25 protein-coding genes are annotated in these 24524 nt (G+C 71.2%); 8 read left to right on the top strand and 17 right to left on the bottom strand.

Features of this window, described 5'->3' with window-relative positions:
* Window positions 1-80: 80 nt before the first annotated feature.
* Window positions 81-1073, bottom strand: a complete 993-nt coding sequence (locus HUT18_RS19210) for an asparaginase (protein WP_176101849.1) — start codon at window positions 1071-1073, stop codon at window positions 81-83.
* 78 nt (window positions 1074-1151) lie between these two features.
* Window positions 1152-1742, bottom strand: coding sequence for a hypothetical protein (locus HUT18_RS19205; RefSeq protein ID WP_254879051.1), 591 nt, complete (start codon window positions 1740-1742; stop codon window positions 1152-1154).
* 446 nt (window positions 1743-2188) lie between these two features.
* On the opposite strand from HUT18_RS19205, the gene dtd reads away from it, so the two are divergent.
* Window positions 2189-2626 carry a D-aminoacyl-tRNA deacylase gene (dtd, locus tag HUT18_RS19200; RefSeq protein ID WP_176101847.1) on the top strand — a complete coding sequence of 146 codons (438 nt, stop codon included), beginning with the start codon at window positions 2189-2191 and terminating at the stop codon, window positions 2624-2626.
* A 32-nt stretch (window positions 2627-2658) separates the two neighbouring features.
* Here the strand turns inward: dtd and HUT18_RS19195 are convergent, their stop codons facing one another.
* The 5 genes from HUT18_RS19195 to HUT18_RS19175 all read right to left on the bottom strand — a co-directional run bounded on the left by HUT18_RS19195 (window position 2659) and on the right by HUT18_RS19175 (window position 8661).
* Complete coding sequence (locus tag HUT18_RS19195) at window positions 2659-4494, bottom strand: serine/threonine-protein kinase (protein WP_176101846.1); 1836 nt, start codon at window positions 4492-4494, stop codon at window positions 2659-2661.
* Window positions 4491-6293: a serine/threonine-protein kinase gene (locus HUT18_RS33880; protein WP_254878699.1), complete on the bottom strand. Its 1803-nt coding sequence runs from the start codon at window positions 6291-6293 to the stop codon at window positions 4491-4493. Before HUT18_RS33880 ends, HUT18_RS19195 begins: the two co-directional genes overlap by 4 nt.
* A 240-nt stretch (window positions 6294-6533) precedes the next feature.
* The gene (locus tag HUT18_RS19185) at window positions 6534-7499 is read right to left on the bottom strand and encodes a folate-binding protein YgfZ (RefSeq protein WP_176104642.1); all 966 of its coding nucleotides are present in this window, start codon (window positions 7497-7499) and stop codon (window positions 6534-6536) included.
* A gap of 15 nt (window positions 7500-7514) precedes the next feature.
* Entirely contained in the window at window positions 7515-8012 is a 498-nt protein-coding gene (locus HUT18_RS19180) for a Fur family transcriptional regulator (RefSeq protein WP_176101845.1), read from the bottom strand.
* Between the two features lie 97 nt (window positions 8013-8109).
* Complete coding sequence (locus tag HUT18_RS19175; RefSeq protein ID WP_176101844.1) at window positions 8110-8661, bottom strand: flavoprotein; 552 nt, start codon at window positions 8659-8661, stop codon at window positions 8110-8112.
* Window positions 8662-8803: 142 nt separating this feature from the next.
* Between HUT18_RS19175 and HUT18_RS19170 the strand changes: the two genes are divergently transcribed.
* The 3 genes from HUT18_RS19170 to HUT18_RS19160 all read left to right on the top strand — a co-directional run bounded on the left by HUT18_RS19170 (window position 8804) and on the right by HUT18_RS19160 (window position 10774).
* Window positions 8804-10018: a helix-turn-helix domain-containing protein gene (locus HUT18_RS19170; protein WP_176101843.1), complete on the top strand. Its 1215-nt coding sequence runs from the start codon at window positions 8804-8806 to the stop codon at window positions 10016-10018.
* 194 nt (window positions 10019-10212) lie between these two features.
* Window positions 10213-10617 (top strand): hypothetical protein, encoded by a 405-nt coding sequence (locus HUT18_RS19165; RefSeq protein WP_176101842.1) that lies wholly within the window; start codon window positions 10213-10215, stop codon window positions 10615-10617.
* Window positions 10610-10774 (top strand): hypothetical protein, encoded by a 165-nt coding sequence (locus HUT18_RS19160; protein ID WP_176101841.1) that lies wholly within the window; start codon window positions 10610-10612, stop codon window positions 10772-10774. Before HUT18_RS19165 ends, HUT18_RS19160 begins: the two co-directional genes overlap by 8 nt.
* Window positions 10775-10890: 116 nt before the next feature.
* On the opposite strand, the gene HUT18_RS19155 is transcribed toward HUT18_RS19160, so the two are convergent.
* Window positions 10891-11463, bottom strand: coding sequence for an FABP family protein (locus tag HUT18_RS19155; RefSeq protein ID WP_176101840.1), 573 nt, complete (start codon window positions 11461-11463; stop codon window positions 10891-10893).
* Between the two features lie 285 nt (window positions 11464-11748).
* Between HUT18_RS19155 and HUT18_RS19150 the strand changes: the two genes are divergently transcribed.
* The gene (locus tag HUT18_RS19150) at window positions 11749-12111 is read left to right on the top strand and encodes a DsrE family protein (protein ID WP_176101839.1); all 363 of its coding nucleotides are present in this window, start codon (window positions 11749-11751) and stop codon (window positions 12109-12111) included.
* 100 nt (window positions 12112-12211) lie between these two features.
* On the opposite strand, the gene HUT18_RS19145 is transcribed toward HUT18_RS19150, so the two are convergent.
* The 8 genes from HUT18_RS19145 to HUT18_RS19115 form a co-directional block, all read right to left on the bottom strand.
* A complete protein-coding gene (locus HUT18_RS19145) occupies window positions 12212-12556 on the bottom strand; it encodes a DUF3099 domain-containing protein (RefSeq protein WP_176101838.1) in 345 nt (114 codons plus the stop codon).
* Between the two features lie 351 nt (window positions 12557-12907).
* Entirely contained in the window at window positions 12908-13195 is a 288-nt protein-coding gene (locus HUT18_RS19140; RefSeq protein WP_176101837.1) for a DUF1416 domain-containing protein, read from the bottom strand.
* Between the two features lie 41 nt (window positions 13196-13236).
* On the bottom strand, window positions 13237-14076 hold the full coding sequence (locus HUT18_RS19135; RefSeq protein WP_176101836.1) for a sulfurtransferase: 840 nt from the start codon (window positions 14074-14076) through the stop codon (window positions 13237-13239).
* A 167-nt stretch (window positions 14077-14243) separates the two neighbouring features.
* Complete coding sequence (locus HUT18_RS34345) at window positions 14244-14351, bottom strand: putative leader peptide (RefSeq protein ID WP_368661542.1); 108 nt, start codon at window positions 14349-14351, stop codon at window positions 14244-14246.
* A gap of 321 nt (window positions 14352-14672) precedes the next feature.
* Window positions 14673-15419, bottom strand: coding sequence for a DUF2993 domain-containing protein (locus HUT18_RS19130; protein ID WP_176101835.1), 747 nt, complete (start codon window positions 15417-15419; stop codon window positions 14673-14675).
* A 230-nt stretch (window positions 15420-15649) separates the two neighbouring features.
* The gene (locus HUT18_RS19125) at window positions 15650-17032 is read right to left on the bottom strand and encodes a hypothetical protein (RefSeq protein WP_254878698.1); all 1383 of its coding nucleotides are present in this window, start codon (window positions 17030-17032) and stop codon (window positions 15650-15652) included.
* A 7-nt stretch (window positions 17033-17039) separates the two neighbouring features.
* Window positions 17040-17294 (bottom strand): MoaD/ThiS family protein, encoded by a 255-nt coding sequence (locus HUT18_RS19120; RefSeq protein ID WP_176101833.1) that lies wholly within the window; start codon window positions 17292-17294, stop codon window positions 17040-17042.
* Window positions 17295-17355: 61 nt separating this feature from the next.
* Window positions 17356-18330, bottom strand: coding sequence for a S9 family peptidase (locus HUT18_RS19115; RefSeq protein ID WP_254878697.1), 975 nt, complete (start codon window positions 18328-18330; stop codon window positions 17356-17358).
* A gap of 357 nt (window positions 18331-18687) precedes the next feature.
* On the opposite strand from HUT18_RS19115, the gene HUT18_RS19110 reads away from it, so the two are divergent.
* Window positions 18688-19503 carry a response regulator transcription factor gene (locus HUT18_RS19110; protein WP_176101832.1) on the top strand — a complete coding sequence of 272 codons (816 nt, stop codon included), beginning with the start codon at window positions 18688-18690 and terminating at the stop codon, window positions 19501-19503.
* Window positions 19504-19526: 23 nt separating this feature from the next.
* On the top strand, window positions 19527-20552 hold the full coding sequence (locus HUT18_RS19105) for a LacI family DNA-binding transcriptional regulator (protein WP_176101831.1): 1026 nt from the start codon (window positions 19527-19529) through the stop codon (window positions 20550-20552).
* Window positions 20553-21045: 493 nt separating this feature from the next.
* Here HUT18_RS19105 and HUT18_RS19100 read toward each other — a convergent pair whose 3' ends face one another.
* On the bottom strand, window positions 21046-22824 hold the full coding sequence (locus HUT18_RS19100; protein WP_176101830.1) for a trypsin-like serine protease: 1779 nt from the start codon (window positions 22822-22824) through the stop codon (window positions 21046-21048).
* Window positions 22825-23320: 496 nt separating this feature from the next.
* On the opposite strand from HUT18_RS19100, the gene HUT18_RS19095 reads away from it, so the two are divergent.
* Window positions 23321-24487: a S1C family serine protease gene (locus tag HUT18_RS19095; protein ID WP_176101829.1), complete on the top strand. Its 1167-nt coding sequence runs from the start codon at window positions 23321-23323 to the stop codon at window positions 24485-24487.
* Window positions 24488-24524: the final 37 nt, after the last annotated feature.

Raw genomic sequence — 24524 nt, 5'->3', positions numbered from 1 at the left:
GACGCAGGTTCGACGCCCTGCCCGCCCGGCTCAGCACCACGCAGCCAACATCTGCCCTGCCCGCAACTCAGAGCGCCACCTCAGAACGCCGCCCGAATCTCCCCCACCTCGGCCCCGCCACCCAGCAACGGCGCCCGGCCGATCCGCTCCAGCACCGGGTCGTCCACCCCGGCGATCCGCAGCGCCCGCGCGAGTACCGGACCGAGTGCCCGAAGTGAACCGTCGTCGATCTTGAAGGCGAGGGCGCGGCCGTCCGGCAGCGCCACGACCTGTACGGCCTCGGCGCCCATCTTGGACAGCGTGCCCGGCAGCGCGCGCATCAGCCAGGTGTCGGGGCGACGGGTGCCGGCCACGTACTCGGGGTGGGCCCGCATCGCGTCGGCGACCCGGCGCTCGGCCGAGCCGTCGGCGGCGCTCACGAAGTGGCGGTACGAACGGGCCAGGCCGGTGAGCGAGAGCGCCATCAGCGGGGCGCCGCAGCCGTCGGTGCCGACCGCGGTGACCTGCTCACCTGCCGCCTCCTCGATCACGGTGCGCACCAGGAGCTGGAGCGGGTGGTCCTCGGCGAGGTAGTTCTCGGTGGGCCAGCCCGCCTGGAGGCAGACGGCGAGCATCGCGGTGTGCTTGCCCGAGCAGTTCATGGCCACGCGGTCGCGCACCTGGCCGGAGGCGAGGTAGTTCTCCGCCTCCTGAGGGTCCAGCGGCAGATCGGGCGGGCACTGGAGCTGGTCCTCGCGCAGCCCCTGCTCGGCCAGCATCCGCCGGACCAGTTCGAGGTGGAAGGCCTCCCCGGAGTGGCTCGCGGCGGCCAGCGCCAGCCGCTCGCCCGCGAGGGCGAGCCCGGCCCGCAGTACGGCGGCCGCCTGCATCGGCTTGTTCGTCGAGCGCGGGAAGACCGGCGCGGACGGGTTGCCGAGCGAGAACTCGACCTCGCCCCCGGCGTCGAGTACGACCAGGGAACCGCGGTGCCGTCCCTCCAGGAACCCGGAGCGGACGACCTCGGCGAGCACCGGCGCCGGGCCGGATATCTCGGCGTTCTCGTCGAGGCTGCCTGCTGCGAACGACGGGGGCATGGTGGGCCTTTCCGGTCGGGGGACCACAGGTCCTGGGCGGGACCCGCGGCGCACCACCGCCCGGGATCTCCGTACGGCTCACGCAAGCAGGTCGTCTACTTGGGCTTCCCCCTCACGGTACCTGCGGGTGATCTCCGCCCCGCACTCGTCCGCCGTACGCTGCAGCTCCTGGCGCCGCCCGGAGACCTCCTGCTCACAGCGCAGCAGCCGCCCGCGCGCCGCCCGCAGCTCCTCGTCCGTACGGGCCCCGAGGTCGGAGAGCCCCACCTCGTCCAGCGTCTCGTGCGCGAGCCTGCGGTACTCCTCGCCCTGCGGAGCGCCCACCCGCACATGCCGCGCGGAGGACCGCTGCGGCGCCCCCTTGTCCGCGAGGATCAGCGAGAGCCGCGCGGACAGCAGCCGGTCCGCCGCACCCGTGCCCATGCCCACACCCACGCTCGTACTCGTCCCCTCGCCCGCGCTCGTACGGCCGGAGAAACCCGCCTCGGCGGGCGCCCACTCCCGCCCGCACGGCGAGGCCCGGCGGGTCAGCTCCGCGCCGAGGATGTCGATACGGCCTTGGAGCAGCCGCCGTACGTAGCTGAGGTCGGCCTCCGCCCGCTGTGCCTCCTGCCGCAGCGACCGCAGCTCGGCCAGCTCCAGCGCACGCGGATGGCCCGGCCGCAGCATCTCCTCCCCCGCGCCCGGCCCGGCGGGCCCCGCCGCACTCGCCGCTGTCACACTCGCCGCCGCCGCGCTCCCGGCGGGGCTCACGGTGCGCTGCCGCGGTGGCTGCGGCGTCGATGCCGGTGTCGATGCCGCTGTCGATCCCGGTACCGGACGCGCCCACGCGTCCGGGCGCTGCCCGGTGGTCGGTCTGCTCATCTCTGCCCCTGCCTCCGCCTTCGCCTCCGCTGCCCGGCCCGCCCGCGCGGTCCGGCCGCAGCCGTCCCCTCCCGGCGCCCTCGGCACCGAGTGTGTGCATGGTGCCACTCCGGGTGGGTCCCATGTGTCCGAGTCACCCGGATCATCCCCGGATGGCCGTCCGTCCATCCGCCCACGCCGCCGTACGGGGGTTACCGGGGCAACGGGACGCGTACGGGGAGCGGGCGGGGGCGCACGGCATGATGGGGGCCATGCGTGCAGTGGTACAGCGGGTGGACGGGGCGAGCGTCGTCGTGGACGGCGCGGACGGACCGGTCACCACCGGAGAGATCAAGGGCGAGGGCCTGTGCGTCCTGGTCGGCGTCACACACGAGGACACCAAGGAGAAGGCGGCCCAACTGGCCCGCAAACTCTGGTCGCTTCGCATCCTGAAGGACGAGCGTTCCTGCTCGGACACGGGCGCGGGCCTCCTGGTGATCAGCCAGTTCACCCTCTACGGCGACGCCCGCAAGGGCCGCCGCCCCACCTGGAACGCCGCCGCCCCCGGCCCGGTGGCCGAGCCCCTGGTCGACGAGGTGGTGGCCCAACTCCGCGCCCTGGGCGCCTCGGTGGAGACCGGCCGCTTCGGCGCGCAGATGCGCGTCTCGCTCACCAACGACGGCCCGTTCACGGTGCTCGTCGAGATCTGACGGCGGCGGGATCCGAGGGGGCGAGCCCCAACTCACCCTCGCGGCATGGCTTTCAGCGCCGCACGGGCGATCTCCTCGGCGCGCCCCTCGCAGTCACCCGCGGGGAACGTCTCGCCGCCGAGGCCCACGCTCACCCGTAGGTTCCCGTCGCGCACGGTCAGGTCGCAGGTGAAATCCGACCCGTAGGAGTCCGAGGCGTCGGGCTGGTCCCAGAAGGCCTCGTCACCGAAGTCGAGCCCCTTTTCCGGCCGTTCACCCTCGGCGAGGTCGCGGAACCGCGCGCGCTGGGTTTCGGTGCCGCTGTCCGTACTGCCCCGGACCGTGCGGTTGAGTTCCCAGCTGACCACCGCGTCCGCCGAGTAAACGCCGGGCTCCGCCCAGCCGCAGGTGGTGTTGGCGCCCTGCGAGAGCTCGTTGTAGCGGTCCCGGCTCTTGTCCCGCTCGGGCAGCGGGAGTTGGGGCGCGGCCTCCGCGCACACCGGTGCCATCGAGTACTTGTCGGGCGTCGTCGACGGGGACTCGGTCTGCTGGTCGGCGGGATGCTGGTCTGAGAGATTCTCGTCCTCGGGCTGCTGGTCGGCCGCGGGCCCGGCATCGTGCTCGCCCGGCGCGGACGCCCCGGCGCGCGGTTCGCCGGACCCGCTGTCCGCCGTCGCCGCGTAGACGCCCACCCCGGCGCCCGCCACCAGGACGAGTCCGAGGGCCACAAGTGCCGCCGTACATCGGGCACTTCGCCTCCGGCCCGTACTCGACGGGGACGACGGGGACGACGGGAAGGACGGGGAGGAGCCGGACAGCTGGGTGAGCACCGCCGTGCCGGGTGCGGCGGGCGCGCTCACGGTCGCCTGCTCGTGCTCGGCGACGAACGCGGTCGCGAGAGCAGTCGGGGTCGGGGTCATTGACGCGGGCCGGAGGCCGAGCGTCTCACCGATCCCGCCTGTCCCGCCCGGCCCACCTGCCGCACCCGCCTCCCCTGACCGCCCCGACAACCCATCGATCTCGGCCTGCCGCCCGGAGATCATCCGATGCACGGACTCCGGCCAGGGGTGCTGCCGTGGCGCAAGAGCGCCGACCAGGGCGAGCACCTCCGCCGGAGCCGGACGCGCGCCGGGGTCCTTGGCCAGGCAAGGCTCGATGACCGGGAGCAACTCCGCTGGTACGGCGGAGAGTTCGGGCTCGGAGTGGACGACCTGGTAGAGGGTCTGCGGCACCGAGGTGCCCTCGAAGGGGCTGGCGCCGGTGGCCGCCATGGCCAGTACCGCGCCGAGTGAGAAGACATCGCTCGCGGGAGTCGGCTCCTCGCCCTGTGCCTGCTCGGGCGACATGAAGGCGGGCGAGCCGACCACCCAGCCGGTTCCGGTCAGTCCGGTGGCGTCGGCGCTTTCGGCGGCGCGGGCGATACCGAAGTCGATGACGCGTACGCCGTCCTCGGCGAGCAGCACGTTCTCCGGCTTGAGGTCCCGGTGGATCAGGCCCACCCGGTGGATCTCGGTGAGCGCCGCCGCCAGTCCCGCGGCCAGCCGTCGTACCGCCTCCACGGGCAGCGGACCGGACTGCTCCACGGCGCCGCCGAGCGCGGGCCCGGACACGAACACCGAGGCCAGCCAAGGCCGTTCGGCGTCCGCGTCGGCGTCGAGCACCGCCGCCGTAAAGGCGCCGGAGACCTTACGGGTGGCCGCGACCTCGCGCCGGAACCGGGCCCGGAAGCCCTCGTCGGCGGCGAACCTGGCATGCACCTGTTTGACGGCGAGCAGCCGCCCGTCGGGCGCCGCCGCGAGCAGCACCCGGCCCATCCCGCCCCGGCCGATCTCCGCGAGCAGCCGGTAGGGCCCCACCGTCGCCGGGTCCGAGGTACGCAGCGGCCTCATGTGCGCTTCACCGCCGCCATCGCGGACTCGGCGAGCGCGGTGGCGACGGCCTCGCACTTGCCGGGCGGATAGGTGTTGCCGTGCACCGAGACGAACATGCGCATGTTCACGTCCCGGTAGTGGGACACGCAGTTGGTGTCACCGACACCGGCCCCGGCCTCGAACCCCTCCTCGGCGAACCCGGGGTCCTTCAGGCGCCCTTCGGCCGTTCCGTCCGTCTGGTAGAAGGTCTCGTAGTTCTCCTTTGCCTGCTCGGCGCCGGTGGCGCCGCCCGGCACGGAGGCGTACGAGTACCAGACCACGTACAGCTTGTCGCCCACCCGGCTGTCCCAGACGCACATGCTCTCGCGGTGCTTCTGGCCGCCCACGTCCTGGTCGGAGAGGCCGTTCCCGGCCGGCGGCCCGAAGCCGTCCGGGGCGGTGACCGGAAGGTTGGCGTTCACCCCCTTGCACTCGGGCAGGTCGCGGCCGTAGCGGTCGGGGACCTTCGACAGCGGTGTGGTCCCGGGCGTGGGAACGCTCTCCTCGGGGGCGGGCCCCTCGGGTGCCGCGGACGATCCGCCGGACGGTTCACCGGTGGGCGAACCGCTCGGCCCCGCCGACTGCCCCTCCTGTACGCCCCGGTCCGCCCGGTCGTTGGCGTCGTCGCCGTTGCCCGCCCACGGTTCGAGCAGGACGAGCAGCAGGGCGACGGCCGCCACCACGGCGACGGTGGCGATCGCCGCGAACCGGCCACCGCGCCGGGGATGCCCGGCGGACGACGCGACTTCCGAAGCGGGTACGGCGGGTGGCACGGCGGGGGGCGGCGGGACCGGTCCGGGGCCGGGTACGAGCCCCGGTACAGACCCAAGTCCCGCTCCAATCCCCTGTGTTGCCTCCGCCGCCTGTGCCCGCGCCTGTGCCTCTGCCTCCGCTGCCGAGGTCAACCCGGCGATCTCGGTGCGCTGTTCGTCGAGGAGCCGGTACACCTCACCCGGCCAGGGGCGAACGCCCAAGGACACCGGCCCGATCCGCTCCAGGAGTTCCGCGGGAGTGGGCCGGGCTTCCGGGTCCCGGGCCAGACAGGCTTCGACGAGCGGCAGCAACTCCACTGGCACGCCGTCGAGTTGGGGCTCCTCGTGGGCGACCTTGTACAGGATTCCCGGTACGGAACCGGCCTCGAAGGGCGAGCGTCCGGTACTGGCCATGACCAGGGTCGAGCCGAGCGCGAACACATCGGTGGCCGCGGTCGGCGGCTCGCCCCGCACCTGTTCCGGCGCCATGAACAACGGCGAGCCGACCATCGCCCCGGTGTGCGTCAGCTTGGTCTGGCCCTCCGCGGCCCGGGCGATACCGAAGTCGATGACGCGTACGCCGTCCTCGGCGAGCAGCACGTTCGAGGGCTTCAGGTCCCGGTGCACCAGTCCGGCCCGGTGCACCTCGGCCAGCGCCTGCGCCAGCCCGGCGGCCAACTGCCGCACCGGTTCCACGGGCAGCGGACCGGTCACCTCCAGCGCCCGCGCGAGGGAGGGCCCCGGTACGAAGGCGGAGGCCAGCCAGGGCACCGGCGCCTGCGGGTCCGCGTCCACCACCGGCGCGGTGTAGACCCCCGCGACCTGGCGGGAGATCGCCACCTCGCGCCGGAAACGCTCCCGGAACCCCTCGTCCTCGGCCAGGTCCTCGTGCACCAGCTTGACCGCGACGAGCCTGCCGTCCGGCGCCGCCGCGAGCAGCACCTGGCCCATCCCGCCCTGACCCAGCGGCGCGAGCGGCCGAAACGGCCCGATCGCGGCCGCACGGATCTCTCCCCGCACGTCCATCCCCCGCCTCATTCCCCCGTGAACAAGCGAGTGGATCATAGCCGTGCAGCCGACTCCCGCCCCGCCCCGCACCGGACGCTCTCAGCATCTTCGGCGTTCTCAACTCGTGAGACTCGCGCGTAAAGAATGAAGGAGTCGGGGCGCCCACGGAACCCGGAAGATTCCGGATTCCGGGTTCCGGATCCAGGGGGACGCGTGCCGACGTACCGCCGACGCCCCTCAGGGCTCGGCGCACGCCCCTCAGGGCTCGACGACGACTTCCTGTGCCGCGGCCGTGTTCTCCGCGAGGAGTTCCGCGTCGAGGGGAACGTTGCGCTTGACCAGGGCGAGGGCGATCGGGCCCAGCTCGTGGTGGCGTACCGAGGTGGTGACGAAGCCGAGCTTGCGGCCGTCGGGGCCGTCGGCGGCGAGACGGATCTCGGCGCCGTGCGGCGGCAGATGGACCTCGCTGCCGTCCAGGTGGAGAAAGACCAGACGGCGCGGCGGCTTGCCGAGGTTGTGCACCCGGGCGACGGTCTCCTGCCCCCGGTAGCAGCCCTTCTGGAGGTGAACGGCCGTGTCCAGCCAGCCCAGTTCGTGCGGGATGGTGCGGTGGTCGGTCTCGAAGCCGAGCCGCGGGCGGTGCGCCTCGACCCGCAGCGCCTCGTGCGCGAGCAGCCCGGCGGCCGGTCCGTGCGCGGCAGCGAACGACTCCAGCTCCGCACGCGGCAGGAACAGGTCGCGCCCGTACGCGGTCTCGCGTACGACCGTCCCCGCCGGGGCCTCGACGATGGAGCCGGCAGGCAGCTGGACCACCGCGAACTCGTCCGTACGGTCGGCGACTTCGACCCGGTAGAAGAACTTCATCGACTCCAGATAGGCGATCAGCGCCTCCTGGGTGCCCGGCTCGATGTGCATCCACACCCGCTCGCCGTCGTCGACGAGGTAGAGCGCGTGCTCGATGTGCCCGTTCGCGGACAGGATCAGCGCCTCGGTCGCCCGGCCGGGCAGCAGGTCGCTGACGTGCTGGGTGAGCAGCAGGTGCAGCCAGCTCAGCCGGTCGTCGCCGGAGACGCTGACCACTCCGCGGTGCGAGAGGTCGACGAACCCGTTCCCGGCGGCCAGCTCACGCTGCTCGCGGAACAGATCGCCGTAGTGCGCGGCGACACCTTCGTCGGCGCCTTCACCGGGTACCGCACCGGGCAGGCTGAGCAGAGGGCTCTTCATATCCACCCCGCCAGCCTACGACTCGTCGCCACTGGCCGGAATGGGGTCCTCGCCCGCCGCGGGGTCCGTACCCGCCACCGGGTCGCCACCGGCCGACTTCGCCGTACACCGCGCACAGCGCCCGAAGATCGCGAAGTGCTTGAGATCGGTGTCGAAACCGAAGGCCCCGCGCAGCTTGTCGGTGAACTCGGCGGCCACGCCCACATCGGCCTCGATCACGTCCGAGCAGTCCCGGCAGACCAGGTGCAGATGGTGGTGCCGGTCCGCCAGGTGGTACGTGGGCGCCCCGTGCCCGAGGTGGGCGTGCGAGACCAGCCCCAGCTCCTCCAGGAGCTCCAGGGTCCGGTACACGGTGGAGATGTTGACCGCCGAGGCCGTCCTGCGCACCTCGACGAGGATGTCGTCCGGCGTCGCGTGCTCCAGGTGGTCGACGGCCTCCAGCACGAGCTGGCGCTGCGGGGTCAGCCGGTATCCGCGCTGCCGCAGGTCGGTCTTCCAGTCGGTGTCCACCACGAGGCCAGTGTAGAAGGGGCTACGCTCGGGTGCGGAGGGACTTTCCGTGGCGGAGCGTCACGGAAAGTAATGCAGACCGGGTGGTGAGAGCCTTCCGTCATACCGGGCGCGAGCTGACTGCGTGTCCCGCCGCATCCACTGCTCGCCTCCACGGGAAACTGCGCGGGTCGCCCTGCTTCGGCGGGTGCGACTCGTACCCTTGCGGTCCGTCGAGCACCACCACCCCCTGCTCCCGCAGTGTCGCCACGGAACGCGCGACCGCGGGCTGTGCCCCCTGAGCCTGGTTGAAGTACGGCATCGCCACCACGGGCACACCCATGTGCACGGCCTCCGACGGCAGCCCGATCGCGAGGGTGTCCGAGATCCCGGCGCCCCACTTGTTCAGCGTGGTGCACGACATCGGTGCGACCAGCATCGCCGTCGCCTTCGGCAGCGCGTCCGACTCCCACGGCAACTTGTACTGCGAGCGCACCGGCCGCCCCGTCAGCTCCTCCAGCTCGCCGATACGCGACTCCCACCAGCGGGCAGCCGACGGCGTCAGGATCAGACATACATCCCAACCTGCCGCCTGAGCTGCGCGCACTCCCTCGTCGACGTACTGCGCGGGTCCGGCGGCGCACGCGATCAGGTACAGAACCGGCTTCGTCATGCCGGGAGTCCACAGTGCAGTGCCCAACTCGCGCAACTCTGTCCGTACAGGGGCGACTTGAGGGTGTGGCAGAGGCATGGTCTCGGCGGGTACCGGGCCCATGCGTAGTCTGGGGAGCCACGACCTTCCGGCGGGAGTGGCTATGGAGTTCCGCGAGGAAACCGGCATCGGGGACCGGATCGCCCGGCTGAGGCTCAGGCGCAAGCTGACGCAGGAACAACTGGCCGAACGGGCCGGGCTGTCCGTCGATATCGTGCGAAAACTTGAACAAGGACGTCGACAGACAGCCCGCCTCGCCACGCTGAATTCGCTGGCCCGTGCCCTGGACGTCGAGCCGTCCATACTGGTCGGCCAACCTGTCACCTTCGAGGTGAACAACGAAGCCGAGCTGCCCTCCGTACTGGCACTACGCCAAGCCATCTCCCCTGTGTCCGACTTCTTCGGATCGGAGCCGGATCCCGAAACTCCCCCGAGTGTCGCGGCGTTGCGAAGGTCTCTGAAATCGACCGAGCGAATCCGCCGCGATGGCCGTATGGCAGAAATCGGTCTTCTGCTGCCGCAGCTCATTACTGACGCCAGGGCTGCGGCGCACTTTCACACCGGCGCCGATTCCGCGGCTGCCTATTCGGTTCTCGCCGAGGCGTATCAGGTAGCTGCCACCACCCTGGCGGCTCTCGGCAGGGAAGATGCCGGGTTCACCGCGCTTGAACGTTCAATGGCTGCCGCGAGCAAGGGCGACGACCCCCATCTGGAAGTGGTGGCGATCTCATGCCTCTCATGGATCTTCACCAAGCAAGGAAGACTTGAAGACGCTGAGCGCGTGGCGATGAGCCGTGCCGAGCTGATGAATCCAGGGTTTCACTCGGATCCGGCAGATCTGGCGCTGTGGGGGATTCTGCTCCTGCGAGCGGCGACAGCGGCGGTCCGGCAGGAGAAACAGGCCGCGGTACACGAGCTGTTGAACATGGCCGGTGCGGCAGCCGCGCGAATCGGCGAGGACCGACTCGACTACGCCACTCCCTTCGGTCCTGCGAACATGGGCGTCGCGAAGGTGAACTTCTATGTCGAAATGGAAGAGAGCACCGAAGCGCTACGCACCGCCCGCTCAGTCCCGAACCTTCACACCTTGCCCCCCACCTGGCGCGCCCGTTTTCACGTAGACCGGGCCCTGGCCCATACGGACGTAGGAAACGAGGAAGCAGCCACCCAGGCATTGTTGCGGGCGGAGGGCGACGCGCCGGAATGGATGCGTTACCACGCCACCTCACGGCGCATCGTTGCCGAATTGCGCAGCCGCGAGCGGCGCCGTACTTCACCGGTTACGGAATTGGCGGACCGTCTCAATCTGGACGGGTAGGACACAGCGTCCCAGCGCCGACCCAAAGTGGCACAGTGCGTCACTGTTCCACCTCGTACGGTCGCTTTAGCGTCTGGCCTCACAAGACCCCCGCGACTCGCTGCATGTCCGGGGGTGAGCATCGGCTCCCGGGAGGTTGACGACGTGAACCACGGCAACGGCTGGTTCTTCGAGCATCGCGAGGAGGCGCCGTCATGATCAGCCACGCCCGCCCCGTACGACTGCTGCCCTGGTCCGATTCCCTGGGTCGCCCCAGCTACCTGATCCCCGACGAGGGCGGCAACGGCGTGGTGTCCCGTCTTGCCGACAAGATGGAGGCCGAACAACTGGACGCCGGGGCCGAGTACTTGGCCTACCTGCGCGAACTACTGTGCCGTAATGGCGAGTTGCCTACGGAGGATCTCCCCTGGCTGATGAACGGTCTCGCCGAGTCCCTGCGCAACTCCCTGCGCATCGCGCACAGTCGGGGCACGCGGCTCGGCGTCCCCACCGCCGATGACTTCGATGACGTCGATGACTTTGATGGAGACGAGGAGGCCGATGAGGGCGGGGGAACAGCTCCGGGCGCCCGTGCGGGGCAGGGCCGAGCTCATGAGTGACGTTCCCGTCGTCGGCGAGACCGTTCGCGACACCAACCGTGACCGTGTCGGCGTGGTCATGGGCCGAGAAGGCGGCCTCTTCCAGCTCCGGCCACCGGGCGGCGGCCTGGAATGGGACGCGCGGGCGCAGGACATCGAGTCTCTGCCGAGACATTGAGGTCGTGCGCCGCAGCGCGGGGGAACGCCTCAGGTCCGCCTCTGTCCGTCCGCATGCCGCCTGAGGCACGCCGAACCCCCGGCCGCACACAACGCGGCCGGGGGTCTGTACCCGTACTACTTGAAGAACGCGATCCCGTCGTCCGGCAGGTCCCCCAGGTCCTTCGCCCACGCCGCCACGTCCTCGGGCGTGACGACCTTCTTGAGCTGGGCGGACATGTAGGGGCGGAGCGTGACGTCGGGGGTCTGCTTCTCGCCGACCCACATCAGGTCGCCGTTGACGTAGCCGTACAGGCGCTTGCCGCCGCTGTAGGGGCCGGAGGCGGAGGTGCGGGCCACGGCGTCGGTGGCGAGGTCGATCTGGGGCTTCTTGTCGGCCAGTTCGCCGTACCAGACCTCGACGATGCCCTGGTCGCGGACCATGACGACCTCGACCTTGCGGTTGTCGTCGATGCGCCAGTAGCCGGACTCCGACTCCAGCGGGGCGACCTTCTTGCCCTCGGAGTCCAGGACCCAGGTGTGCGAGCGGTACTCCAGGAAGTCCCGGCCGTCGTGGTGGAAGCTGACTTCCTGGCCGAAGTTGCACTTCTCGGCGCCGGGGAAGTCGAAGACGCCCGCGCCCGCCCAGTCGCCGAGCAGAAAGGCGAGGGGGACCAGGTTCTTGTTCAGGTCGGACGGGATCTCGATCATCAGGTGCAGTCGTTCCCTGGGTCGGTTGTGGGCTCGACCCCGATCTTACGGGTGCCCGGTCAGCGCTGGCCCTGGTACAGCTTCTTGACCGTCAGGCCCGCGAAGCCGAGAACGGCGAGGCAGACCAGGATCAGCAGGGCGGAGAAGAAGGCCTCAAGCACAGGGTGCTCCGTAAGTGTCTGGGGGTCGCACGGCGAACGTTTGCATCCGCGGACAGTTTAATCCGCCGGGCCCCGGCCTTCCTCCCGAGGTACCGCCGTACGGGCGTCGCTACGATGCGGAGTCATGGCGAAGAAGCTGGTAATCAAGGTGACCGCGGGGGCCGATGCCCCCGAACGCTGCTCGCAGGCCTTCACGGTGGCCTCGGTGGCCGTGGCCAGCGGGGTCGACGTCTCGCTGTGGCTGACGGGCGAGTCGGCGTGGTTCGCGCTGCCCGGCCGGGCCGCCGAGTTCGAACTCCCGCACGCGGCACCCCTCCCCGACCTGCTCGACTCCCTCCTCGCGGGCGGCAAGGTCACGCTGTGCACCCAGTGCGCGGCCCGTCGGGACATCACCGAGGACGACGTACTCAAGGGTGTACGGATTGCGGGTGCACAGGTTTTCGTACAGGAGGCGCTCGGCGAGGGAACCCAGGCGCTCGTCTACTGACGGGAGGCGACGGCGGACGGCAGCGACGGGCGGCACGACGGACGCAACGGCGACAGGGGCGGCCCCGGGCTCGCGGGCCGCTCACCGGCTGCTCACGGACTCAGCGGCGGCGCTTCTTGCCGTCCAGCTCCTCCCACCAGGCCTCGGACTCGGGGTCGCGGTGGGGGCCGGGGCGGAGTTTGTCGGGTGAGTCCGGGGGGCGTTTCGCGGTGTCGCCGGAGCGGCCGGTGCCGCGTGGCTGCCCGGGCTCCTCGTCCCACCAGCGGTCCTCGGGTCCCTTGCGGTTGGCGACGATCGCGGCCACCGGCGGGATGACCATGGCCACCGCGCACATGGCGACGGCGGCCGTGGTCGACCACCTGGACACAAGGGCCCAGGCCAGGACGAAGAGGGTCAGACAGATCCCCATCATCGTGAAGTACACATGCCGCCTGCGCGCGTACATGTCTCCAGGGTAGGGCGGACCGGCGGCCGCGTCGCGACCGGTGCGCGGACATGTCCGGCCCGCTCTCGATTGGCATGTTCCACTGACATGTCTCACGGCCGACACACCTTACGGCTCACACCTCTTACGGCTGACACGTCCTACGGCCCGGCCCGCGGACATGCCGCAGGGCCGCACCCCCGCCAGGCGTCCAACCCTGGGGTGCGGCCCTGCGACCGTGCTGCGGAACGTGCTCCGGGGAGGGGCACGCTCCCGACCGCCGTGGGGCGGCCAGATGGTGAGCGGCGGGGCTCAGGCCCGGCCACTGCCGGGGCCGCTCGCGCGGCCCCGGTGTCGGTCCCGGATCCGGTCTCAGACCGCGATCGCGACCTCGGCGAGGCCGCCGGTCTGGGCGACGACGGTACGGTCCGCGGTGCCGCCGGGCACCAGGGCACGCACGGTCCAGGTGCCCTCGGCCGCGTAGAAGCGGAACTGTCCGGTCGCCGAGGTGGGCACCTCGGCGGTGAACTCGCCGGTCGAGTCCAGGAGGCGGACGTAACCGGTGACGGGCTCGCCGTCGCGGGTCACCTGGCCCTGGATGGTGGTCTCACCGGGCTTGATCGTCGAGGGGTCGGGGCCGCCGGCCTTCGCTCCACACATGTCTGGTTTTCCGTTTCTCTGTGTTGGTACGGGTCGGCGGATTACTTGTTGGCGCCGAGCTCGATCGGCACGCCCACGAGGGAGCCGTACTCGGTCCAGGAGCCGTCGTAGTTCTTGACGTTCTGGACGCCGAGGATCTCGTGCAGCACGAACCAGGTCAGCGCGGAGCGCTCACCGATGCGGCAGTACGCGATGGTGTCGGTGCCGAGGTCGACCTTCTCCTCCTCGTAGAGGGACTTGAGTTCCTCGTCGGACTTGAAGGTGCCGTCGTCGTTGGCGTTCTTGGACCACGGGATGTTGCGGGCGCCGGTGACGTGGCCGGGGCGCTGCGACTGCTCCTGCGGGAGGTGCGCCGGGGCGAGCAGCTTGCCGCTGAACTCGTCGGGCGAGCGCACGTCGACCAGGTTCTGCTTGCCGATCGCGGCGACGACGTCGTCACGGAAGGCGCGGATCGAGGTGTCCTGGGCCTTGGCCTTGTACTCGGTGGCCGGGCGGGACGGGATCTCGGCGACGAGCTCGCGGGCGTCGAGCTCCCACTTCTTGCGGCCGCCGTCGAGGAGCTTGACGGAGTCGTGGCCGTACAGCTTGAAGTACCAGTAGGCGTACGAGGCGAACCAGTTGTTGTTGCCGCCGTAGAGGACCACGAGGTCGTCGTTGGCGATGCCGCGCTCGGACAGCAGCTTCTCGAAGCCCGCCTGGTCCACGAAGTCGCGGCGGACCGGGTCCTGCAGGTCCTTCTGCCAGTCGATCTTGATGGCGTTCTTGATGTGGTTCGTGTCGTACGCGGAGGCGTCCTCGTCCACCTCGACGATGACAACCTTCGGGTCGTCGAGGTTGGCCTCGACCCAGTCGGCGTCTACCAGGACGTCGCTGCGGCTCATACTTCTTCTCCTCCGGGGCAGTGGGCGGCGGGGCGTGCGCTACAAGGGTGTACGGGGCGTCGGCGCCCGGTCGGGGGGCACGACGGTGTGCGTACAGGGGAGGTACGGGGGTACCGGGAAGGCCAGCACGGCGGCGGGCCGGTGAGGGCGCGGACCTCGCGGTCCGCTCAGAAAGTGCGACAGAGCATGGCGGCGACGCGACACAGGTCGACTGCCCGCCGCTTCGTGAGGTCCGCCTGTCCCCGGTGACGGGAACGGCTCTGGGTGCACTGCATGAGTGCGATCGTAGGGATGGACGGGCGGCCGTGTCACCGGCGTGTCGGATACTGAGACGCGATCATCCGCACTTCGAGACCACCACCCGCGGAGGCCAAGCCTCCACGGGGTCGCCGCCCGCCGTAATCCGCTTCACATCTGAGGTGCGGACGGGACCGTCTCGGGATACGGACGGCTTGGAGGTTTCGTACGCGGAAACGGGCGAGTACCGGAGCACAGGAGCAGGTGAAAACGAGGGAGCCGGGCCCCGTACGAGACGGGCCCGGCTCACAGCGAACGGCGAACGGCGAACGGCGAACGGCGAACACAGTGGTTGTGGGCTAGCCCACCAGTCGGACGTCGGTCCCCTTCACGGACACCTCGACGCCGTCCTTCGCGGCCTCGACCTTGTCCAGGTGGATGCCGGTGGGCAGGCCGGTGATCGGCTGCTGGAAGTCGGTGATGCTGCGGACCTTGCCCTCGGCGACCTTGACCGGGATCTTCGGCAGCGCGTCGGCGTGCACCTTCACCACGTCGTTCTCGACGCGTGCGGTGCTCATCACATAGAGGGGGTCGGGCAGCGGCTGGCCGAACACCGTGGCGCGCACCTCGACCTTGATCCGGCCGTCGCCGCCGTCGGACAGGCCCACCACATGGGCGGTCACACCGGGCGCCAGCTCCATGGGCTCGACCTGGGCGGCCTTGAGGAGTTCGGGGTAGTCGATGGTGGCGGTGCCGGTGGCGCTCTTGGCGGTGGCCGAGCTGTAGTCGTCGGAGAACTTCACCTCGTGCATGGTCGCGTCGAGGCTCTTGATCAGGATCGTGTCGGGGCCCTTGCCGTCCGGGTTCTGGTTCTCGGCGCGGTAGTCGTCCATCCCGATCTCGACCTCGTCGAGGGTGCCGTCCAGCGCCTGCGTCAGGAAGGGGAAGCCCTTGATCGAGACGTCCGGGTCCTTGTCCAGACCCTCGTTCACGCGCACCTTCTCGGCCGCCTTGCCCTCGGCGTAGTTGACGGCGATCAGGTCGGCCGCCACAAAGAGGCCCGCGAAGACCGTCAGAACGATCAGCGTTATTCGCAGCGCGCGCATGTTCCGTTTTCCCCCACCTCAGAGGTCATTGCCCGGGCGAGCCTAACCCGGGGTCGGGGCCCGGCCCGGGGTGACCGAATCTTGTCGATCAGCTGTGACGGAAGGGGGTTGCGGACGGGTGCGCTCGTACGGTCCGTGAAGGCTCACGGACGGTGCGTACCCAAATGACCTTCTCGGCCCGGGAGTTGGCTCGCCTCCGGCCCCGTATCGCCTTCCGGCACCGATCCGTCTCAGCCCAGGAGCTGACCCGTCAGGTAGACCGCGGGGGCGGCGGCCGCGAGCGGCAGGGCGACGCCCGCGGTCATGTGGACGAAGCGGGACGGGTAGTCGTAGCTCGCCACCCGGTGGCCGACGAGCGCGCACAGGCCCGCCGCCAGTCCGGTCACCGTGCCGTCGACGGCGCTGGTCTCTCCGGCCAGCGAGCCGACGCCCGCCGTCAGCGCGCCCATCACACCGGCGGCGATCAGGGCGAGGAGGACCGAGGCGGCGGTCGGCAGCGGCAGCGCGCGTACCAGTATCACCAGCGCCACCGAGGCCCCGCCGATCGCGACCGCTTCCGGCTCCGCGGCGAGATGCCCGGCCGCGACGATGGTGAGGGCGGCCGAGGTGATCGTCGCCATCAGCGCCGTCATCCGCTCGTCGGCACCGGCTCCGCTGCGGAGCTGGAGTACCAGCGTGAACAGCGTGAACAGGGCCACCGAACCGAGGATCGCCACCGGCGCGTTCCCGCGCCCGCCCGCGAGCACCGCCACATCGGCGGTGAGCCCGCCGACGAAGGCGAGCAGGATGCCCTGCCGCGCGGGCCACATCCCGTTGAGCCGGAACCAGCCCGCCGCCGTCACCGCCTGGAGCACCACCAGCGGCACCACGAGCGCCAGCTCGTGCACCGCCGCCGTCCCGCACAGCAGCAGCGCGAGCAACGCGGTCAGCCCCGCGGGCTGCAACCCCGGCTCGATGATCGGCGAACGGCCCTCGGCACGGGCGAGTTGGGCGGCGGTGAGGGGGGTGGCGGGGGCGGGTTCGGGATCCGGTCCGGGGTCGGGTCCGGGGGCGGGGCTGGGGTCGGCAGTGGTGGGGGCGGTGGGCTCTTCGTAGGGCGTTTCGTACGTGGGCTGTGCGTACGCGGCGGTCTGCGTGCCGCCCTGGGCGTACGGGTCGGCGGACGCGGCGCCGTACGACTCGGCGGCCGGATAGGCGGGGTCCGTCGCGTACCCGTCACCGGCGGCGTTTGCGTACGCCGCCTGGCTGCCGGGGTCCTCATAGCCGGGCGGGGCCTCGTAGCCGGGCGGGGCCTCATAGCCGGACGCGCCCTCGTACCCGGACTGGGCCTGTCCGTTCCACCCGTAGCCGCCGCCTTGGCCGTATCCCTGCTCCGGGCCGTACCCCTGCTGGGAGCCGTAAGCCTGCTCGGAGCCGTAGCCCTGCGGCTGACCCTGTGTCCGGCCTTGCGGCTGCCCCTGCGTCTGGCCCTCGTACCGGGCCTGCGGGACCCCGCCCTCGTAGCCGGGGGCGGGCGCGGGCGGTGCGGCGTGGGGTGGGGTGCCGTAGGCGGGGTCGTCGTACGGGGTGGTGCCGGGGACCGGGCCCGCACCCTCGTAGGGCTGGTTGGTCATGGCGTGCTCATCCTCCTGCGAACGGCGGGAGCACTTCGACCGTGCCGCCCTCGGCCAGCGGTACCGTCTCATGCTCGCGGCCGCCCACGGGCGCCGAGTCGACGAGGAAGGAACAGCGCTGGAGCACGCGGACGAACTCTCCGGGGTGCCGTTCGCGCGCGGCGGCCAGTGCCTCGGCGAGCGTGGCCGCCTCGTACGGCTCCTCGTCCACACCGGCCGCGGCCTTCGCCGCCGCCCAGTAGCGGATGGTCCCGGTCGCCATGTGCCGCGCCTCCTTCATTTCCGTCGGTATGCGTTACGCGTTGGATCGGTTCAGTTTCGGTTCACTTCGGTTCGGGTTCGGGTCCGTCCCGGTCCCGCGCCGCCGCCCGCAGTATCCACTCCCCGACCCGCGCCAGTGTCGCGTCGGGCGCCGCGTTCTCCGCGTGGCCCATGCCGGGCTCCACCCACAGCTCGGCGTTCGCACCGGCCGCGGCGGCCAGCATCCGGGGGTGGTCGAGCGGGAAGTACGGGTCGCGGTCGCCGTGCACGAGCAGCAGCGGGGTCGGCGCGATGTGCGGGACCGATTCGACGGGGGACGGCGGGACGGGGTCCCAGTGGCGCGAGTGGATCCGGGTACCGAAACCAAGCCGCCCGACGATCCGGCCCTCCGGGCGCAGCACCATCCAGTGCAGGCGCCGCATCGGCGCCGTCCCCCGGTAGAACCAGCGCGCAGGGGCGCTTACGGACACCACGGCCACAATTCGCGCGCCCCCCGCACGCCCCTCGCACCCCTCGTGCCCCCGATGCCCCGCCCGACCCTGATCTCCCTCAGCTCCCTGAGCTCCTTCAGCTCCCTGATCCCTCTGCTCTCCCTCGTCCCTCAACTCGCCCGCGCGGCGCTCCCGCTCCAGAGCCGCATGCCGCAGCACCACGGACCCGCCCATCGAGAACCCCATGGACACGATGCGCCGGTAACCGAGCTCGCGCGCCCACGCGATCGCCGCCTCCAGGTCGAGCACCTCGCGGTCGCCCACGGTCGAGCGGCCGCCGGAACCTCCGTGGCCGCGAAAAGAGAACGTGATCACGGGCGCGTAGCGGGAGAGGACCCCGGCGGCGCGGCGCAGATGCGGGCGGTCGAGGGCGCCGGTGAAGCCGTGTGCGAGGACCACCGCGAGGTCGCCGCCGGGCTCGGGACCGGGGTGATGGGCGGCCTCCAGGGCCACCCCGTCCGAGGTATGGAGCGCTCCGAGCTGGGCATGTGCAGTGACAGGCCGCACAGAAGAGCCCTCGATTCGACCTGCCGCACCGCAACCCATGTGGGCTATTCTGCTGGGCAGAGGATCCGGGCAGCGAAGCCCCCGGGTCCTTTTGTGCTTGGTGAGACGGTGCCAAGGACTCGTATACGAGCGGCGTCGCGGGGGTTTCCCCGGGGAATCCGCGGTATGACGAGCCGGACACCTTCGTGTGAAGAGCAGCGTGACGACGGAACGGACCGTCGGTCGGCAAGGGCGCCGACGCCAGGCACAGCGGCAGCACCGCGCCGCACCGTAGGAAGCAGTGCCGCACCAGCCGGGCCCGGCGGCCCGGAGGTAACGCCTTCGAAGGGACCGAGGAGGAACCGACGTGATGGGCGAGCGAACCGTGCACATGACCACCGGGGCGGGTGGGGACCGATGAGCTCTCTCCTGCTCCTGACCAATGCACTCCAGCCCTCGACCGAGGTGCTCCCCGCGCTCGGCCTGCTGCTGCACAACGTCCGGGTCGCCCCAGCCGAGGGGCCCGCGCTGGTGGACACCCCCGGCGCCGACGTCATCCTGATCGACGGCCGCCGCGACCTGCCGCAGGTACGCAGCCTGTGCCAGCTCCTGCGCTCCACCGGACCCGGCTGCCCGCTCGTCCTGGTCGTCACCGAGGGCGGCCTCGCCGCCGTCACCGCCGACTGGGGCATCGACGACGTGCTGCTCGACACCGCGGGCCCGGCCGAGGTCGAGGCCCGGCTGCGGCTCGCGATGGGCCGCCAGCAGATCGCCACCGACGACTCCCCGATGGAGATCCGCAACGGCGACCTCTCCGTGGACGAGGCCACCTACAGCGCCAAGCTCAAGGGCCGGGTGCTCGACCTGACCTTCAAGGAGTTCGAGCTCCTGAAGTACCTCGCCCAGCACCCGGGCCGGGTCTTCACCCGCGCCCAGCTCCTCCAGGAGGTCTGGGGGTACGACTACTTCGGCGGCACCCGCACGGTCGATGTGCACGTGCGAAGGCTGCGGGCCAAGCTCGGCCCCGAGCACGAGGCGCTGATCGGCACCGTCCGCAACGTCGGCTACCGCTTCGTCACCCCCGAGAAGCCCGATCGCGGTGCTTCCGCAGGTGAGGCGAAGTCCGGCGGCTCGGCCGACAAGTCCGGGGCAAACCGGGGCGAGGTGGATGAGGCGGCGGCCGCGCGGGTCGTCGCGGAAGCGGAAGCAGCGGTCCGGCCTGCAAAGAAGTAGGGGCGTCCGCGTAGACTTTCCGGGTGGCCAAGGTGACGCGGGACGATGTGGCGCGACTGGCGGGTACTTCGACCGCGGTCGTGAGCTACGTCATCAACAACGGACCCCGGCCGGTCGCCCCGGCAACACGTGAGCGAGTACTCGCCGCGATCAAGGAGCTGGGGTACCGGCCGGACCGTGTTGCGCAGGCCATGGCCTCGCGCCGCACGGATCTCATAGGCATGATCGTCCCGGACGCGCGCCAGCCGTTCTTCGCGGAGATGGCGCACGCGGTCGAACAGGCCGCCGCCGAGCGGGGAAAGATGGTCCTCGTCGGCAACTCCGACTACCTCGACGAGCGCGAGGTCCACTACCTCCGCGCCTTCCTCGGGATGCGGGTCTCCGGTCTGATCCTGGTCAGCCAGGGCCCCAGTGAGACCGCCGCCGTCGAGATAGACGCCTGGGACGCCCGGGTCGTGCTGCTTCACCGCCGCCCCGAGGCCATCGAGGACGTCGCCGTCGTCACCGACGACGTGGGCGGCGCGCAACTCGCCACCCAGCACCTGCTCGACCACGGCCACCCCTACGTCGCCTGTCTCGGCGGCACCGAGGAGACCCCCGCCGTCGGTGACCCGGTCTCCGACCACATCGAGGGCTGGCGGCGCGCGATGCGGGACGCGGGGCGCTCCACCGAGGGCCGCCTCTTCCAGGCCCCGTACAACCGTTACGACGCCTATCAGGTCGCGCTGGGCCTCCTGGCCGGACCGGACCGCCCGCCCGCGATCGTCTGCGCCACCGACGACCAGGCCATCGGCGTCCTGCGCGCGGCCCGCGAGCTGCGTATCGACGTACCCGGCGAACTCGCGGTCGCGGGCTTCGACGACGTCAAGGAGGCGGGCCTCACCGACCCGCCGCTGACCACCGTCGCCAGCGACCGCCCGGCCATGGCACGCGCCGCCGTCGACCTCGTCCTCGACGACAACCTGCGCGTCGCGGGCTCCCGCCGCGAACGCCTCAAGCTCTTCCCGTCCCGGCTGGTCGTACGACGGTCCTGCGGCTGCGGGGGCTGAGGCGGGGCCGGCCGAGCCGCGCCGACTCACCTCCGGGCGTTCATCGGATCGGCGTTCATGGGATCGGCGTTCATGACATGGACGTTCATGACATGACCGTCGGTCCGATGAAGCTTTTGAGTCTTTGTGCGATGACCGTCGATCGCACGAGCACCGATCCCATGAGCGCCAATCCCATGAACGACGATCTCCTCGGGCGTTGAGCCCATGAACGTCCATGGGATGAGCACACCCATGAGACTCGTACGACTCGTGCGACCGGCGTTCGTCGTACGAGTCCCCCGATTCGACGCGCGTCGAAAGCCCCGAAACCACTGACCGCCCGAAAATGCGCCCGACCGCCAACCCGCTTGAAGAACAAGCGAATTGACGGTCGGAATGCAAAGCGGGTGAACGTCCACCCGATGAGCGGCCCATCGGACGAACACCCTTGGGACGATCATCCTTGGGACAAGCACCCATGGGACAAGCCGCTCAACGCCCAACAGTGCGGTCAGAACAACAGGTTGTACTGATTGAACCCGGTACCCAGGCTCACCCGCGGCGCGAAGAGGTCGGCCGAGGCCTTGTTGGTGCCCTTGTAGAGCCAGAGGGTGCCGTTGGAGCCGGGGTCGCGGGCGAGCAGGTCCGCGATGCCGTCGCCGGTCAGGTCGCCGCTGGTGACGATCGCGGAGAAGTTCCAGCCGGTACGGGCCTTGATACGGCCGGACCACGGGTCCTTGGCGTTGCCCGTGCCGCGGTACAGCCAGACCGTGTTGGCGCTGTCCTTGGCGAGCAGGTCGGGCTTGCCGTCGCCGGTCAGGTCGCCGTGGCCGTAGACCTTGACGCCCTTCCAGGAGCCGCTGACCACCTTGATCTTGGCGTTGAACTCGCCGTTGCCCTTGCCGGGGTAGAGGTAGGTGTCGCCGTTGGCGTCCACGGCCACCAGGTCCGGGCGGGCGTCGCCGGTCAGGTCGCCCGGGATCGCGTACGACCGGTAGCCGCCCCAGACGCTGGTCATCCGGGCCCACTTCCAGGTCCAGCTGCCATGGTCCAGGTAGCTGCGGTACAGCCGTCCGTCGACGCTGTCCCGGATGATCAGGTCCTGGTACCAGTCGCGGTCCAGGTCGGCCTGGAGACCCCAACTGGCCGTCTCCCAGCCGTGGCTCTGGAACTCGCGCTGCGTCAGGCCGTTGCCGGTGCTGTTCTGCTGGAACAGTCCGCCCGAGGGCGTACGCGCGAGCAGGTCGGTCCGGCCGTCGAAGGTCAGGTCGGCGTCGTCGATGCGCGGCTGCGCGGCCCAGGTGTACGAGCTGACCTTGGAGAACACCGGGTAGGCGCCCTTGGCGGTGCAGCCCTCGACGCCCCAGGAGACGACGCCCGCGATCCGGCCGTTGACGACGAGCGGGCCGCCGGAGTCGCCGTTGCAGGGGCTGGTGGTGCCCTCGTCGCCGCCGGAGGCCGGGGTGCCCGCGCAGACCATGGACCCCTCGGCGAACACGTCCTCGCCGATGATCCCGCCGAGCGCCGAGTCGCAGGTCGAGTCGGCCACCATCGGCAGCTGGGCCTTGCGCAGCTTGGTGGCGAGCTGGCCCGAGCCGGAGGTCAGGCCCCAGCCGTAGACGGTGCCGGTGGTGCCGGGCTTGTACAGGCCGCTGTCGTGGGAGGCGGCCAGGCGCAGCCAGGCGCGGTCCAGCGGGGTGGAGAGGGTCAGGACGGCGATGTCGTCCTTGATGGTCTGCGGGTTGTAGCGCGGGTGGCTCCACTGGCCGTGGACGCCGACGAGGGTGCCGTTCGTGGTGTCGTCCAGGTCGGTGGCGCCCGCGAGCACGGCACCGTTGCGCGCCCAGTCCAGACCGGCCACGCAGTGCGCGGCGGTGAGCACCTTGTTCGGGGCGACCAGGGCGCCGCCGCAGAAGTAGGAGTCGCCGGTGGCCTCGTCGTGGTAGCCGAGCTGGACCATCCACGGCGCCTGCTCGATGGTGGTCTCGCTGCCGCCGATGATGTACGGGCTCACGCCCGGCTTCTTGCGGGCCGAACCGTCCGGCTCCCGGGTGGCGTTGTGCTCCTGCGCGGCGAGCAGCCGCTCGCGCAGTTCCTTCTCGGTGGCCTTCGACGGCCGCGGCGGGGCGGGCCGGTCGAGCCCCGCCTCCGGCAGGCCGTGCGGCCCGTCGGCCGCGGCGGCGGGCTGGACGGCGGCGAGCGCACCGGCACAGCCCAGGGCGAAGGCGACGGTGGCGGCGGACAGTCCCGTAAGGGCCCGTCTGCCACGACCACGCAGAACAGGTTTCACGCAGTCTCCCGAGTGGGTCGACGTCCCCTCGCCCTGCCTCCCGGCCGTCGCCCGGCTCCCGGCGGTCACCGGGGAGGAAGGGCGCAGTACCAGCGGAAGGTGGCGGAGGACGCGGTGAAAGTGGTGGACCGGCGCGGCTCCGGAGCGCGGAGCCGTCTTCGGCGCGGTGAGCTTAAGTGGCGAGGACATGCCAGCACAGGAACTTCACAGAAGTCGGCCGGAAATCCCGCCTTACGCCGCTATCGGCGCGCTCAAGTCATGTGCCCTTCCGGGAGTTGAGCGAGCCGTGGGCGCTGTGCGGCCTCGGGCCCGACCTCCGGGGCCGACCTCCGGACCTTCGTGGGAACCGCCCGCCCGCACCCCTCCCCCCGTAGGCCCCGCCCCTCCGCGCACTCCCCCGCGAGGTGCCGCCCCTTATATGGGGCATACACACTTCTGCCGGGCTTCTCAGGCGGTACTCAGACAGTTCTCATCTCCGGCGACGAGCGTGGTCACCATGAACGAGAACTCCCGCCTGAGCGGCGCCCACGACCAGGGCGACCCTGTGGGGTCGTCGCCCTCCGAGCAGCAGCGCGGCCCGGCCCCGGGCACCGGCTGGGGCGGGTATCCCGCACCCCCGGCCCACCACCCGCGGTGGTCCCCGCAGGCCTGGGGAGCACCCCGGGGCGCGGAGGCGGGAGCGGTATCCGACGCGGAGTCGGGAGCGGGAGCCGACGCGGGGTCGGGAGCGAGTTTCGGCCACCTGGGCCCGGCGGCCGCATCCGCGAGTCCGGCGGCCCCGCGCGCCCGGCGCCCCGTCGCCCTGCTCGCCGCCGTGGCCCTGGTGGCCGCCGCGGTGGGCGGCGGAACGGCCTACGCGGTACAGGAGTTGACCGGCGAGTCGGCCTCCGTCTCGTCCTCGGCGGGCTCGCCGCAGACCGTGAACGGCACCAGCGTGGCGACCGGCGGCAAGGGCACCGTGGCGGGAGTGGCCGCGGCCGTCAGTCCGAGCATCGTGGAGGTGACGGCGGCGACGCCGGGCGGCAAGTCGACCGGGTCCGGGGTGATCGTCACCGAGGACGGCGAGATCGTCACCAACAACCATGTCGTGGCGGGCGCTTCGCAGATCAAGGTGACCACCAACGACGGCAAGTCGTACCGGGCCGAGGTCGTCGGCACCGACAGCGCCAAGGACCTCGCGCTGATCAAGGCGAGCGGCGCCCCCGACCTCAAGCCCGCCACCCTCGGCGACTCCTCCCGGCTCCGGGTCGGCCAGGACGTCGTCGCGATCGGCTCGCCCGAGGGCCTCAGCGGTACGGTCACCCGCGGCATCGTCTCGGCCCTGAACCGCGATGTGACCGTGGCCGCCGACCAGGAGGAGCAGGCGCCCGGGCCCGAGGACGGCTGGCCCTTCGAGTTCGACGGCAGGCAGTTCAACGGCGACCCCGGCTCCGCCACCACCACGTACAAGGCGATCCAGACCGACGCGGCCCTGAACCCGGGCAACTCCGGGGGCGCGCTGATCAACATGGACGGCGAGATCATCGGCATCAACTCCGCGATGTACGCGCCGAGTTCGGCGAGCGGCAGCTCCGACTCGGGCAGCGCGGGCCTCGGCTTCGCCATCCCCGTCAACACCCTCAAGGCCGACCTGGACCAGCTCCGCTCGGGAGGCGAGAGCTGAGCGAGGCGGTGCGCGTACCGGCCCGGGGTGCCCCGGC

It is taken from the genome of Streptomyces sp. NA04227 (genome assembly GCF_013364195.1).
Classification (GTDB): Bacteria; Actinomycetota; Actinomycetes; order Streptomycetales; family Streptomycetaceae; genus Streptomyces.
This window is presented reverse-complemented; position numbering and strand designations above follow the sequence as displayed.

Bases quoted from the DNA above. Each gene is read 5' to 3' on its own strand.
- HUT18_RS19155 (WP_176101840.1), bottom strand. From the start codon at position 11,463: ATGATCGAGATCCCGTCCGACCTGAACAAGAACCTGGTCCCCCTCGCC.
- HUT18_RS19205 (WP_254879051.1), bottom strand. From the start codon at position 1,742: ATGCTGCGGCCGGGCCATCCGCGTGCGCTGGAGCTGGCCGAGCTGCGG.
- HUT18_RS19175 (WP_176101844.1), bottom strand. From the start codon at position 8,661: ATGACGAAGCCGGTTCTGTACCTGATCGCGTGCGCCGCCGGACCCGCG.
- HUT18_RS19195 (WP_176101846.1), bottom strand. From the start codon at position 4,494: ATGAGGCCGCTGCGTACCTCGGACCCGGCGACGGTGGGGCCCTACCGG.
- HUT18_RS19115 (WP_254878697.1), bottom strand. From the start codon at position 18,330: ATGGGTTGCGGTGCGGCAGGTCGAATCGAGGGCTCTTCTGTGCGGCCT.
- HUT18_RS19135 (WP_176101836.1), bottom strand. From the start codon at position 14,076: ATGAGCCGCAGCGACGTCCTGGTAGACGCCGACTGGGTCGAGGCCAAC.
- HUT18_RS19140 (WP_176101837.1), bottom strand. From the start codon at position 13,195: ATGTGTGGAGCGAAGGCCGGCGGCCCCGACCCCTCGACGATCAAGCCC.
- HUT18_RS19110 (WP_176101832.1), top strand. From the start codon at position 18,688: ATGAGCTCTCTCCTGCTCCTGACCAATGCACTCCAGCCCTCGACCGAG.
- HUT18_RS19130 (WP_176101835.1), bottom strand. From the start codon at position 15,419: ATGCGCGCGCTGCGAATAACGCTGATCGTTCTGACGGTCTTCGCGGGC.
- dtd (WP_176101847.1), top strand. From the start codon at position 2,189: ATGCGTGCAGTGGTACAGCGGGTGGACGGGGCGAGCGTCGTCGTGGAC.
- HUT18_RS19150 (WP_176101839.1), top strand. From the start codon at position 11,749: ATGGCGAAGAAGCTGGTAATCAAGGTGACCGCGGGGGCCGATGCCCCC.
- HUT18_RS19185 (WP_176104642.1), bottom strand. From the start codon at position 7,499: ATGAAGAGCCCTCTGCTCAGCCTGCCCGGTGCGGTACCCGGTGAAGGC.
- HUT18_RS34345 (WP_368661542.1), bottom strand. From the start codon at position 14,351: ATGCAGTGCACCCAGAGCCGTTCCCGTCACCGGGGACAGGCGGACCTC.
- HUT18_RS19170 (WP_176101843.1), top strand. From the start codon at position 8,804: ATGGAGTTCCGCGAGGAAACCGGCATCGGGGACCGGATCGCCCGGCTG.
- HUT18_RS19145 (WP_176101838.1), bottom strand. From the start codon at position 12,556: ATGTACGCGCGCAGGCGGCATGTGTACTTCACGATGATGGGGATCTGT.
- HUT18_RS19160 (WP_176101841.1), top strand. From the start codon at position 10,610: ATGAGTGACGTTCCCGTCGTCGGCGAGACCGTTCGCGACACCAACCGT.
- HUT18_RS19125 (WP_254878698.1), bottom strand. From the start codon at position 17,032: ATGACCAACCAGCCCTACGAGGGTGCGGGCCCGGTCCCCGGCACCACC.
- HUT18_RS19120 (WP_176101833.1), bottom strand. From the start codon at position 17,294: ATGGCGACCGGGACCATCCGCTACTGGGCGGCGGCGAAGGCCGCGGCC.
- HUT18_RS19095 (WP_176101829.1), top strand. From the start codon at position 23,321: ATGAACGAGAACTCCCGCCTGAGCGGCGCCCACGACCAGGGCGACCCT.
- HUT18_RS19210 (WP_176101849.1), bottom strand. From the start codon at position 1,073: ATGCCCCCGTCGTTCGCAGCAGGCAGCCTCGACGAGAACGCCGAGATA.
- HUT18_RS19165 (WP_176101842.1), top strand. From the start codon at position 10,213: ATGATCAGCCACGCCCGCCCCGTACGACTGCTGCCCTGGTCCGATTCC.
- HUT18_RS33880 (WP_254878699.1), bottom strand. From the start codon at position 6,293: ATGGACGTGCGGGGAGAGATCCGTGCGGCCGCGATCGGGCCGTTTCGG.